Below are 13,201 nucleotides of genomic sequence, written 5' to 3'. Positions count from 1 at the left end.
ATATCACTAAATATATATGCAGTTTTCAAAGTACTAACGCACAGTGGCAACGGATAAATCCTGTTGCTTAAAGTGCTAATGCACGTCGCCAACAAACAAACTTCACATTCGTTCAGTTTATTCTGTTGCTTAAGGCGCTAACGCACAAGGCTTGTATAAAAATAAGCTTAAAGTGCAATGTAAGAGTCTACTATATAAATCAAAGATTTAAGTAATATGCTCTTAAATGGTGGAGATGAGGAGAGTCGAACTCCTGACCCCTTGCTTGCAAGGCAAGTGCTCTCCCAACTGAGCTACACCCCCAAATATGAAGTTCATAAAGAACTTTCAAAATTAAACAGTAGGCAATTCTCCTTAGAAAGGAGGTGATCCAGCCGCACCTTCCGATACGGCTACCTTGTTACGACTTCACCCCAGTTATTGATTCCACCTTCGACGACTTCTTCCAAAAGGTTAGATAATCGGCTTCGGGCGTCTCCAACTCCCGTGGTGTGACGGGCGGTGTGTACAAGACCCGGGAACGCATTCACCGCAGCATTCTGATCTGCGATTACTAGTAACTCCAGCTTCATGTAGGCGAGTTTCAGCCTACAATCCGAACTGAGAGTAGCTTTAAGGGATTAGCTCCACCTTACGGCTTGGCAACCCTCTGTACTACCCATTGTAGCACGTGTGTAGCCCTAAGCATAAGGGGCATGATGATTTGACGTCATCCCCACCTTCCTCCAGGTTATCCCTGGCAGTCTCTCTAGAGTGCCCAACTTAATGATGGCAACTAAAGACAAGGGTTGCGCTCGTTGCGGGACTTAACCCAACATCTCACGACACGAGCTGACGACAACCATGCACCACCTGTCACCAATGTCCCCGAAGGGAACTCTCCGATTAAGGAGATGTCATTGGGATGTCAAGCTTAGGTAAGGTTCTTCGCGTTGCTTCGAATTAAACCACATGCTCCGCTACTTGTGCGGGTCCCCGTCAATTCCTTTGAGTTTCACTCTTGCGAGCGTACTTCCCAGGCGGAGTACTTAATGCGTTAGCTGCGGCACCGAGGGGGGTAACCCCCGACACCTAGTACTCATCGTTTACAGCGTGGACTACCAGGGTATCTAATCCTGTTTGCTCCCCACGCTTTCGTGCCTCAGCGTCAGTTACAGTCCAGAGAGCCGCCTTCGCAACTGGTGTTCCTCCTAATATCTACGCATTTCACCGCTACACTAGGAATTCCACTCTCCTCTCCTGCACTCAAGTCTCCCAGTTTCAAGAGCTTACTACGGTTGAGCCGTAGCCTTTCACTCCTGACTTGAAAGACCGCCTACGCACCCTTTACGCCCAGTAAATCCGGATAACGCTAGCCCCCTACGTATTACCGCGGCTGCTGGCACGTAGTTAGCCGGGGCTTCCTCCTCAAGTACCGTCATTATCTTCCTTGAGGACAGAGTTTTACGACCCGAAGGCCTTCATCACTCACGCGGCGTTGCTGCATCAGGCTTTCGCCCATTGTGCAATATTCCCCACTGCTGCCTCCCGTAGGAGTTTGGACCGTGTCTCAGTTCCAATGTGGCCGATCACCCTCTCAGGTCGGCTACTGATCGTCGCCTTGGTAAGCCGTTACCTTACCAACTAGCTAATCAGACGCGGGTCCATCCTGTACTGGCTCACCTTTGATATTTAAGAGATGCCTCTCAAATATATTATCCCGTATTAGCATACCTTTCGGTATGTTATCCGTGTGTACAGGGTAGGTTACCCACGCGTTACTCACCCGTCCGCCGCTCTTTACCGAAGTAAATCGCTCAACTTGCATGTGTTAGGCACGCCGCCAGCGTTCATCCTGAGCCAGGATCAAACTCTCAAATAAAAGTTTATCAGGCTCAGATACTATTGTTATCAAAATATCTGGCTTTATGGTTTGTTTCTTGTTTATAAATTAACCTACTGTTTAATTTTCAAAGTTCTTTATGCTTTATCTGTTTGCCCTTTTCTTGAGGACAAGTATTACTATACCAACTTTTCCTTTTAGAGTCAATAACTTTTTTTACATTTTTTATTTTCAAATATCTTATTTATCTATATATGGTTATATTATCCACATTATAAACAACTGATTCATATTGTTTTAACTTATTACATTAAATATTATCCACATTATAAACATATTTATCCACAAATTACAAAATTTAATATTTTTTATACAAATACATACTTTATATGTAATTAGCCTTATTCATTCGACTGATTTATATTATAAAATTTATTTCTAAGCTAAATACAAACCAAGAAATTCAGTTAAAATACCTATTTTAAACCTTTTCTATTTTTTAAGATACTTAATACTAATATTAGTAATACTAGGTAAGTAACTTTTTAAGATACTTATCAACATTTAATCATTTATTTAAATATTTCTACTATAGTAATTAAATATCTTTAAATCCCAATTGAATATTCTAGTTTCTTAGCAAAGAATCCATTACTTCATATCTGATATATTTTTAGAAACTATACATTAAACTAATCTAACTTATAAAATAGTTAAATTAGAATAACACAATGAGTATTTTTATTTAACCATTATATCTTAATATAATACAAATTTAAGACATTACATAAAGATAGATGGGAGTAAATATATTAATATATTTACTCCCATCTATTTATATTTTATTCTGCTATAGATAAATCATCTTTCATGTATTGTTCAACTAAAAATACTTTTTTATATTTCAAACTTTTTTGTACATCAATTATTCTTTGATTTGATGAACCTCTAAACTTTAAACTTATATCTTTTTTCTCAGCTATAAATTTTCCATCTACTAAAATATCAATTTGTTTTAGTAAATTTAGATTTTTAAAATATCTACTATTTTTCTTATCTAATAACTGCTCAAATGTAAATCCAGTATATGACCATACATCCAATCCGTTTCTTTTAGCTTCTTTTGCAATTTCTTCTAATGGTTCCGGTTGTAAAAATGGTTCTCCCCCTGATAATGTAATACCCTTTTGTAACTTTAATGATTTTATCTTATTTATAATTTCTTCTGTATCCATATAAAATCCCCCACATAAATCGTGTGTCTGAGGATTATGGCATTCTTTACAATTATGGATACATCCTTGAGTCCATATTACCATCCTTAATCCTGGTCCATCAACTATACTGTCATGACTTATAGTAGATGACATTCTTATTTTCATAACTATTCCTCCAAATAAAACTATCTATGCTTTACCCTATCTCTTACTTCAGCTTTTTTTGCATTATTAAATCTGTCAACTGTGCCAACTAAATATCCTGTTATTCTTCTTATTCTTTCAAATTTGATATCACTTTCATCTTCATTTCTTCCACATACAGGACATATGTTACTTGCTATTACACCTGAAAAACCACATATTGGATCTCTATCTACAGGATGATTTATGCTTCCATATCCTATGCCTAAGTCTTTCATGGCTTTTATAACTGTCTCAAAAGCTTCTAGATTATCTGATGGATCTCCATCTAATTCCACATATGTTATATGACCTGCATTAGTCAGTTCATGGTATGGAGCTTCTATCTCGATTTTGTCATATGCACTTATATTATAATAAACTGGTACATGGAATGAGTTAGTGTAATATTCTTTGTCTGTTATACCTTTAATTTCTCCATATACTTTTTTATCTATTTTAGTAAATCTACCTGAAAGACCTTCTGCTGGTGTACCCATTAAAGAGAAATTTAATTTGTATTTATTTGTCGCTTCATCCATTCTAGCTCTCATATGTGACACTATTTTTAATCCTAATTCTTGAGCTTCTTTACTTTCTCCATGATGTTTACCTATAAGAGCAATAAGACACTCTGCTAAACCTATAAATCCAATTGTCAATGTTCCTTGTTTTATTACTTCTTTTAATGTATCTTCTGGTCCTAAGTCATCAGAGCCTTTCCATACTCCTTGCCCCATCAAGAATGGGAAATTCTTCATTTTTTTATTTCCTTGAACCTCAAGACGCTCTAATAATTGTTCTATAATTAAGTCTATCTTCTCATCTAATTCTTCAAAAAAGCTGTCTAAATTAGCTTTTTCACCATTTACAATACCATGTTTTATACCCAGTCTAGGTAAATTAACTGTAGTAAAAGATATATTTCCTCTACCACTAACTGTTTCTGAACCACATACATTACTAAGTACTCTTGTTCTACAACCCATATATGTAGCCTCTGTATCTGGTTCACCTTTTCTGTAATATTTAGCATTAAAAGGCGCATCTAAGAAACTAAAATTAGGAAATAGTCTTTTAGCTGATACTCTGCATGATAATTTAAATAAATCATAGTTAGGGTCTTCAGGATTTAAATTTACTCCTTCTTTAACCTTAAATATTAAAATTGGAAAAATTGGTGTTTCTCCATTACCTAGTCCTCTTTCTTGAGATAATAGAAGATTCTTAGTTACCATTCTTCCTTCTTCAGAAATATCTGTTCCAAAGTTCACACTTGAAAATGGTACTTGTGCACCTGCTCTAGAATGCATTGTATTTAAATTATGTATAAATGCTTCCATAGATTGGTATGTTTTTTTATCAGTTTCTCTATATGATTCTTCAAATGCAAAATTCTGCATGTTATTTACAAGTTCTTCATCAATATCAAAAGTTTCTACTAATTTCTCTTTTTCTAAATTTAGATATAGTTCTTCTCTCTTAAGGCCAACCTTTTGATTTGTTTCTTTCTCTGTATTATATACTATGTCCTTTATTGCATCATTATTTTCAATTCCTTTAAATAACTTTAATGCTTTAGCTAAGTTTCCTATGTAAAATTTCTTAAAGGTCTTATATACACCTTCAGCCAATCCATAATCGAAAAATGGTATACTTTGACCTCCATGTTGATCATTTTGATTACTTTGTATAGCGATTGCAGCTAATGCTCCATAACTTATTATATCTTGTGGTTCTCTTAAAAATCCATGTCCTGTTGAAAATCCACCATTAAATAGTTTTTTAACATCTATCTGGCAACAAGTTAATGTACCCATATTTAAAAAGTCCATATCATGTATGTGTATATCTCCATTCTCATGGGCAAAAGAATGTTCTGGCTTTAATATATGAGTCTTACAAAATTCTTTAGATACAGTGCTTCCATATTGTAGCATAGTTCCCATAGCTGTATTACCATTAATGTTTGCATTTTCTCTTTTTATGTCAGCATCTTCTGCATCCTCAAAAGTAATCTCCTCTATTGCCTTCATCAATCTTGTTTTTGAATTTCTTATTCTACTTCTTTCAGTCCTATATATTATGTATTCTTCGCTAGTTTTTGCATGACCAGTTTCTATAAGAATCTTAACTACTGAATCTTGAATATCTTCAACACTTGGAACTGTTTCTGAATATTTATGATTTAAAAATCTTATTACTTCCTGAGTTAATTGCTCAGATAATTTATAATCGGGTACTATTCCTTCCCTTTCTGCAACATTTGTCGCTGCTAAAAATATAGCTCTTGTTATTCTATCTTCATTAAATGGGATTACTCTTCCATCTCTTTTTTTTACGAATTCAACCAATTAAAAAAACCTCCTATTACTATATATTGTATTTTATTAATCTACATACCACTATATGTAGTATATTAAGTCTAAAAAAATCCCCTTCAACTAAGTTAAAGGGATTATCTTAATAATTTCTATATTAAGATTACCAAATTTGTACATAATAGTCAAACTTACGCAAGTCATTGCAAATACTATCTAGATATTTTGAACAGTAGCGTTTCTAACAACTCTGAGAGTCAAAACTTTTTTCTCTTTTTTTTACACTAATTTTAGGCAAAAAACGTATAATTTCATATACATTAATGTATATATCTACAAATTTCCTTATGTAAATTCTTTAAAATTGTCGTATAATATAAATAATAATTTAAAAGGAGGCATTTTATGTTATCAAAAAGACTAAACTTTATAACTCCATCCTACACAATAGGTATTAGTTCAAAAGTTAAAGAAATGGAAAATAACGGAATTAAAGTAATAAATCTTAGTATAGGAGAACCTGATTTCAACGTACCTAATAATGCAAAAACTTATGGTATTGATTCTTTAAATAAAGATTGTACTAAATATGATTTAGTTCCAGGATTAAAAATACTTAGAGAGGAAATTTGTAAAAAACTTATTAATGAAAATAACTGTAAATATTCAATAGATGAAATAGTCATATCAAGTGGAGCAAAAAACTCTATAACAAATACTTTACTAGCTTTAACAGATGAAGGAGATGAAGTATTATTGCCAAAACCTTATTGGGTTAGTTATCCTGAAATGGTTAAATTGGTTAATGCTGTTCCAGTTTTCATTGATACTAAAAAAGAAAATGAATTCAAGTTAACAAAAGATGAGCTTGAAAAATCTATAACAAATAAAACAAAAATTCTTGTAATAAATAATCCTTCAAATCCTACTGGTAGTGTTTATACAAGAGATGAGTTAATAGAAATAGTAGATGTATGTATACAAAATAAAATATATATTTTAGCTGATGAAATATATGAAAAAATATGCTATAACGGAGAATTTACATCAATTGCATCATTAAGTGAGGAAGCCAAAGATATAACAATAACTGTAAATGGTTTTTCTAAATCTGCTGCAATGACTGGATTAAGACTAGGATATACAGCATCTAATAAAACGATTGCTAAAGCAATGAGCTCTATACAGGGACATCTTATATCTCATCCAAGTTTAACAGCACAATACATAGCATATGGAGCCTTAAAAGATTGCTCAACTGATATAGATAATATGGTTAAGACATATAAATCTAGAAGAGACTTAATTACATCAAAATTAGACTCTATCGAAAATGTAGGATATGTAAATCCAAATGGCGCATTTTATGCATTTATAGACCTTTCTAAAGTATCTGAGAGATTTGAGTATAAGGATAGCTTTTCTATAGAATTTTGTAATCAATTTCTAGAAGAATATAACGTTGCAGTTGTTCCTGGAATAGCATTTGGCATGGATAAATATATTCGTATATCTTATGCTTGCAGTGAAAATACTTTCTTATCTGGATTAGATAAATTAAAAGAGTTTGTATATAAAATAATGGCATAATAACAATTTAAATTAAATAATTCCTAGATATAATTGTATTAAATGATAGTTAACATACCAAATAAGTATATAAAATTTATTTAATAACTTAACTAAAATATTAGATAAAAAAATGAAAGAGGCTGTCTCAAAAGAGAGATAAGCCTCTTTTTCATTGTTGAAATGATAAAAATATATTTGATTTCACACAAAGAAGAGTGCCTCATAAACTAAAAAGTTCATTTTGAGACACCCCCCTTTATTTTTCAATTAAAACATTAAATCAAATAAAATGTTGAATTAATGTGCTAATTTAATTTATCATAATAAAAAGATTACGTGGCTACGTCCTACTCTCCCAGGCAGTTTCCCATCAAGTACCATCAGCGCTAGAGAGCTTAACTTCTGTGTTCGGAATGGGAACAGGTGTATCCTCTCTGCTATTGTAACCACATAATCTCTATGCTTAATATATCTATTAAGTTATTAGAATCTAGTAATACTAGTTTCTTTAGAGTTAGCACTCTAAAAACTACACATATATTTTACTGAATGAACATCAAATAATTTGGTCAAGTCCTCGACCTATTAGTATCGATAAGCTAAATACATTGCTGCACTTACACCTTCGACCTATCAACCAGATAGTCTTTCTGGGGTCTTACCCTTGCGGTGGGAAATCTTATCTTGAAGTTGGCTTCGCGCTTAGATGCTTTCAGCGCTTATCCATTCCGTACATAGCTACCCAGCCATGCCCTTGGCAGAACAACTGGTACACCAGAGGTACGTCCATCCCGGTCCTCTCGTACTAAGGACAGGTCTTCTCAAATTTCCTACGCCTGCGACGGATAGGGACCGAACTGTCTCACGACGTTCTGAACCCAGCTCGCGTACCACTTTAATGGGCGAACAGCCCAACCCTTGGGACCTACTACAGCCCCAGGATGTGATGAGCCGACATCGAGGTGCCAAACCTCCCCGTCGATGTGGACTCTTGGGGGAGATAAGCCTGTTATCCCCAGGGTAGCTTTTATCCGTTGAGCGATGGCCCTTCCACGCAGAACCACCGGATCACTAAGTCCGATTTTCATCCTTGCTCGACCTGTATGTCTTGCAATCAAGCTCTCTTTTGCCTTTACACTCTACGTACGATTTCCGACCGTACTGAGAGAACCTTTGAGCGCCTCCGTTACCTTTTGGGAGGCGACCGCCCCAGTCAAACTGCCCACCTGACAGTGTCCCAAGACCAGATTCATGGCCTATGGTTAGAGTCCCAGTACTACAAGGGTGGTATCCCAAGGATGGCTCCGCCAAAACTGGCGTCCTGGTTTCAAAGCCTCCCACCTATCCTGTACATGTAGTACCAAGACCCAATGTCAAGCTACAGTAAAGCTCCATGGGGTCTTTCCGTCCTGTCGCAGGTATCCGGCATCTTCACCGGAATTACAATTTCACCGAGTCTGTTGTTGAGACAGTGCCCAAATCGTTACGCCTTTCGTGCGGGTCGGAACTTACCCGACAAGGAATTTCGCTACCTTAGGACCGTTATAGTTACGGCCGCCGTTTACTGGGGCTTAAGTTCACTGCTTCGATTGCTCTAACAGATCCCCTTAACCTTCCAGCACCGGGCAGGCGTCAGCTCCTATACATCGTCTTGCGACTTAGCAGAAACCTATGTTTTTGGTAAACAGTCGCTTGGGCCTATTCTCTGCGGCCACCGGATGGTGGCACCCCTTATCCCTAAGTTACGGGGTCATTTTGCCGAGTTCCTTAACAACAGTTCTCTCGCGGGCCTTAGGATACTCTCCTCACCCACCTGTGTCGGTTTGCGGTACGGGTACCTTTAACCTCGATAGAGACTTTTCTTGACAGTGTGAAATCAGCTACTTCGCTACTAAATTTCGCTCCCCATCACATCCCAGCATTATCAAAGCGGATTTACCTACTCTGACTGCCTCAATGCTTGGGCACACATAACCAACAGTGTGCTTAGCTTATCCTACTGTGTCATCCCATCTCTCAAACGGTTATCGGTAGTACAGGAATATCAACCTGTTGTCCATCACCTACGCCTTTCGGCCTCAGCTTAGGTCCCGACTAACCCAGGGCGGACGAACCTTCCCCTGGAAACCTTGGGTTTACGGCCTGTGGGATTCTCACCCACATCTCGCTACTCATGCCAACATTCTCACTCCCATACTGTCCACATGTCCTTACGGTCATGCTTCAACCCGTATGGGAAGCTCCCCTACCCATCATAATGATGCCGTAGCTTCGGTAGTAAGTTTTAGCCCCGGAAATCTTCGGCGCAGGATCACTCGACCAGTGAGCTATTACGCACTCTTTGAATGAGTGGCTGCTTCTAAGCCAACATCCTGGTTGTCTGTGCAATCCCACATCCTTTACCACTTAACTTACATTTAGGGACCTTAGCTGACGATCTGGGCTGTTGCCCTTTCGACTATGAATCTTATCACCCACAGTCTGACTCCCAAGTATAAGATGACGGCATTCGGAGTTTGATAGTCTTCGGTAGGTGCAATACCCCCTAGGACATTCAGTGCTCTACCTCCGTATCTCTCACCTTGAGGCTAGCCCTAAAGCTATTTCGGGGAGAACCAGCTATCTCCGGGCTCGATTGGAATTTCACCGCTACCCACAAGTCATCCCCGAGCTTTTCAACGCTCGTGGGTTCGGACCTCCACGAAATTTTACTTTCGCTTCATCCTGCTCATGGGTAGGTCGCCCGGTTTCGGGTCTACGTCAAGTAACTGAACGCTCAGTTAAAACTCGCTTTCGCTACGGCTCCACACCTTAAGTGCTTAACCTTGCTACTTAACGTAACTCGTTGGCCCGTTCTACAAAAAGTACGCGGTCACACAAGAAATGTGCTTCCACAGCTTGTAAGTGCAGGGTTTCAGGTTCTATTTCACTCCCCTCCCGGGGTTCTTTTCACCTTTCCCTCACGGTACTATACGCTATCGGTCACTAGGTAGTATTTAGCCTTGGAGGGTGGTCCCTCCTGCTTCCCACAGGGTTTCACGTGTCCCGTGGTACTCTGGATCATATCTAAAGTCTTCTCGTTTAACATACAGGACTATTACCTTCTGTGGTGGGTCTTTCCAAACCTCTTCAATTACGATACCTCTTCGTTATGATATGTCCGCAACCCCAATAAAGAAAACTTTATTGGTTTGGGCTATTCCGCGTTCGCTCGCCGCTACTTACGGAATCGAATTTCTTTCTCTTCCTTCAGGTACTTAGATGTTTCAGTTCCCTGAGTTCCCCTCATTAAGCTATGTATTCACTTAATGATACTTAGACATTACTCTAAGTGAGTTTCCTCATTCGGAAATCTTCGGATCAAAGTTTACGTGCAACTCCCCGAAGCTTATCGCAGCTTATCACGTCCTTCATCGGCTCCTAGTGCCAAGGCATCCGCCCTGCACCCTTAATAACTTGACCAGTTAAAAAGGTTTGATAGATTAAAGTCTATCAACTTGATAATTTTTAAAAGTTATCAGCTTTATATATTACAAATTAGATGTCATATCACTAAATATATATGCAGTTTTCAAAGTGCTAACGCACAGCGCCAACGGATAAATCCCGTTGCTTAAAGTGCTAACGCACAAGGCTTGTATAAAAATAAGCTTAAAGTGCATATAAGAGTCTACTAGATAAATCAAAGATTTAAGTAATATGCTCTTAAATGGTGGAGATGAGGAGAGTCGAACTCCTGACCCCTTGCTTGCAAGGCAAGTGCTCTCCCAACTGAGCTACACCCCCAAATATGAAGTTCATAAAGAACTTTCAAAATTAAACAGTAGGCAATTCTCCTTAGAAAGGAGGTGATCCAGCCGCACCTTCCGATACGGCTACCTTGTTACGACTTCACCCCAGTTATTGATTCCACCTTCGACGACTTCTTCCAAAAGGTTAGATAATCGGCTTCGGGCGTCTCCAACTCCCGTGGTGTGACGGGCGGTGTGTACAAGACCCGGGAACGCATTCACCGCAGCATTCTGATCTGCGATTACTAGTAACTCCAGCTTCATGTAGGCGAGTTTCAGCCTACAATCCGAACTGAGAGTAGCTTTAAGGGATTAGCTCCACCTTACGGCTTGGCAACCCTCTGTACTACCCATTGTAGCACGTGTGTAGCCCTAAGCATAAGGGGCATGATGATTTGACGTCATCCCCACCTTCCTCCAGGTTATCCCTGGCAGTCTCTCTAGAGTGCCCAACTTAATGATGGCAACTAAAGACAAGGGTTGCGCTCGTTGCGGGACTTAACCCAACATCTCACGACACGAGCTGACGACAACCATGCACCACCTGTCACCAATGTCCCCGAAGGGAAGTCTCCGATTAAGGAGATGTCATTGGGATGTCAAGCTTAGGTAAGGTTCTTCGCGTTGCTTCGAATTAAACCACATGCTCCGCTACTTGTGCGGGTCCCCGTCAATTCCTTTGAGTTTCACTCTTGCGAGCGTACTTCCCAGGCGGAGTACTTAATGCGTTAGCTGCGGCACCGAGGGGGGTAACCCCCGACACCTAGTACTCATCGTTTACAGCGTGGACTACCAGGGTATCTAATCCTGTTTGCTCCCCACGCTTTCGTGCCTCAGCGTCAGTTACAGTCCAGAGAGCCGCCTTCGCAACTGGTGTTCCTCCTAATATCTACGCATTTCACCGCTACACTAGGAATTCCACTCTCCTCTCCTGCACTCAAGTCTCCCAGTTTCAAGAGCTTACTACGGTTGAGCCGTAGCCTTTCACTCCTGACTTGAAAGACCGCCTACGCACCCTTTACGCCCAGTAAATCCGGATAACGCTAGCCCCCTACGTATTACCGCGGCTGCTGGCACGTAGTTAGCCGGGGCTTCCTCCTCAAGTACCGTCATTATCTTCCTTGAGGACAGAGTTTTACGACCCGAAGGCCTTCATCACTCACGCGGCGTTGCTGCATCAGGCTTTCGCCCATTGTGCAATATTCCCCACTGCTGCCTCCCGTAGGAGTTTGGACCGTGTCTCAGTTCCAATGTGGCCGATCACCCTCTCAGGTCGGCTACTGATCGTCGCCTTGGTAAGCCGTTACCTTACCAACTAGCTAATCAGACGCGGGTCCATCCTGTACTGGCTCACCTTTGATATTTAAGAGATGCCTCCCAAATATATTATCCCGTATTAGCATACCTTTCGGTATGTTATCCGTGTGTACAGGGTAGGTTACCCACGCGTTACTCACCCGTCCGCCGCTCTTTACCGAAGTAAATCGCTCAACTTGCATGTGTTAGGCACGCCGCCAGCGTTCATCCTGAGCCAGGATCAAACTCTCAAATAAAAGTTTATCAGGCTCAGATACTATTGTTATCAAAATATCTGGCTTTATGGTTTGTTTCTTGTTTTATAAATTAACCTACTGTTTAATTTTCAAAGTTCTTTATTGATATAGTTAGATGGTAGCGGTAATAGGAGTCGAACCTATGACCTTTCGGGTATGAACCGAACGCTCTAGCCAACTAAGCTATACCGCCGTATTTCTGGTGCCCAGAGGCGGAATCGAACCACCGACACGGGGATTTTCAGTCCCCTGCTCTACCGACTGAGCTATCTGGGCAAATGGTGGGCCTAGCTGGACTCGAACCAGCGACCTCACGCTTATCAGGCGTGCGCTCTAACCACCTGAGCTATAGGCCCTTTTCTTGGTCGAGGTGAAGGGACTCGAACCCCCGGCCCCATGGTCCCAAACCATGTGCGCTACCAAACTGCGCTACACCTCGAAATTTCATTTATTCTATTATACTACTCTAAAATCTACTTTTTTTCAAGTCCTTTTTATTTGGCAGGGGTGGAGGGACTCGAACCCCCGGCGCACGGTTTTGGAGACCGACGCTCTACCAACTGAGCTACACCCCTATGAAGAATAATGGACCTTCAGGGACTCGAACCCCAGACCTACCGGTTATGAGCCGGGCGCTCTAACCAACTGAGCTAAAGGTCCAAGTTGGTCGAGGTGAAGGGACTCGAACCCCCGGCCCCATGGTCCCAAACCATGTGCGCTACCAAACTGCGCTACACCTCGT

3 protein-coding genes, 9 tRNA genes and 4 rRNA genes are annotated in these 13,201 nt (G+C 39.8%); 1 reads left to right on the top strand and 15 read right to left on the bottom strand.

Features of this window, described 5'->3' with window-relative positions:
* Positions 1-227: 227 nt before the first annotated feature.
* The 4 genes from ACTG45_RS01015 to ACTG45_RS01000 form a co-directional block, all read right to left on the bottom strand.
* A tRNA-Ala gene (locus ACTG45_RS01015) sits at positions 228-303 on the bottom strand.
* 55 nt (positions 304-358) lie between these two features.
* A 16S ribosomal RNA gene (locus ACTG45_RS01010) occupies positions 359-1,861 on the bottom strand.
* An 803-nt stretch (positions 1,862-2,664) separates the two neighbouring features.
* Positions 2,665-3,204, bottom strand: coding sequence for an anaerobic ribonucleoside-triphosphate reductase activating protein (gene nrdG / locus ACTG45_RS01005; protein ID WP_021382529.1), 540 nt, complete (start codon positions 3,202-3,204; stop codon positions 2,665-2,667).
* 20 nt (positions 3,205-3,224) lie between these two features.
* Complete coding sequence (locus ACTG45_RS01000) at positions 3,225-5,576, bottom strand: anaerobic ribonucleoside triphosphate reductase (protein ID WP_479919655.1); 2,352 nt, start codon at positions 5,574-5,576, stop codon at positions 3,225-3,227.
* A gap of 372 nt (positions 5,577-5,948) precedes the next feature.
* On the opposite strand from ACTG45_RS01000, the gene ACTG45_RS00995 reads away from it, so the two are divergent.
* Positions 5,949-7,133, top strand: coding sequence for a pyridoxal phosphate-dependent aminotransferase (locus ACTG45_RS00995; RefSeq protein ID WP_021382527.1), 1,185 nt, complete (start codon positions 5,949-5,951; stop codon positions 7,131-7,133).
* Positions 7,134-7,449: 316 nt separating this feature from the next.
* Here the strand turns inward: ACTG45_RS00995 and rrf are convergent.
* The 11 genes from rrf to ACTG45_RS00940 all read right to left on the bottom strand — a co-directional run bounded on the left by rrf (position 7,450) and on the right by ACTG45_RS00940 (position 13,200).
* Positions 7,450-7,566 (bottom strand): 5S ribosomal RNA (rrf, locus tag ACTG45_RS00990).
* A 114-nt stretch (positions 7,567-7,680) separates the two neighbouring features.
* A 23S ribosomal RNA gene (locus tag ACTG45_RS00985) occupies positions 7,681-10,577 on the bottom strand.
* 248 nt (positions 10,578-10,825) lie between these two features.
* Positions 10,826-10,901: transfer RNA gene (locus ACTG45_RS00980), tRNA-Ala, on the bottom strand.
* 55 nt (positions 10,902-10,956) lie between these two features.
* Positions 10,957-12,459 (bottom strand): 16S ribosomal RNA (locus tag ACTG45_RS00975).
* Together the 16S, 23S and 5S rRNA genes with 8 tRNA genes alongside form the textbook arrangement of a ribosomal RNA operon.
* Before the next feature lie 116 nt (positions 12,460-12,575).
* Positions 12,576-12,652, bottom strand: a tRNA-Met gene (locus ACTG45_RS00970).
* A 7-nt stretch (positions 12,653-12,659) separates the two neighbouring features.
* Positions 12,660-12,735, bottom strand: a tRNA-Phe gene (locus ACTG45_RS00965).
* Between the two features lie 3 nt (positions 12,736-12,738).
* Positions 12,739-12,815: transfer RNA gene (locus ACTG45_RS00960), tRNA-Ile, on the bottom strand.
* A gap of 6 nt (positions 12,816-12,821) precedes the next feature.
* Positions 12,822-12,898: transfer RNA gene (locus ACTG45_RS00955), tRNA-Pro, on the bottom strand.
* 60 nt (positions 12,899-12,958) lie between these two features.
* Positions 12,959-13,034: transfer RNA gene (locus ACTG45_RS00950), tRNA-Trp, on the bottom strand.
* An 11-nt stretch (positions 13,035-13,045) separates the two neighbouring features.
* Positions 13,046-13,119: transfer RNA gene (locus tag ACTG45_RS00945), tRNA-Ile, on the bottom strand.
* A 4-nt stretch (positions 13,120-13,123) separates the two neighbouring features.
* Positions 13,124-13,200: transfer RNA gene (locus tag ACTG45_RS00940), tRNA-Pro, on the bottom strand.
* Between the last annotated feature and the right edge of the window lies 1 nt (position 13,201).

Source organism: Clostridioides sp. LIBA-7602, from assembly GCF_056688945.1.
Note: the sequence above shows the minus strand (reverse complement) of the source record. Positions and strands in the feature narration are given on the sequence as shown.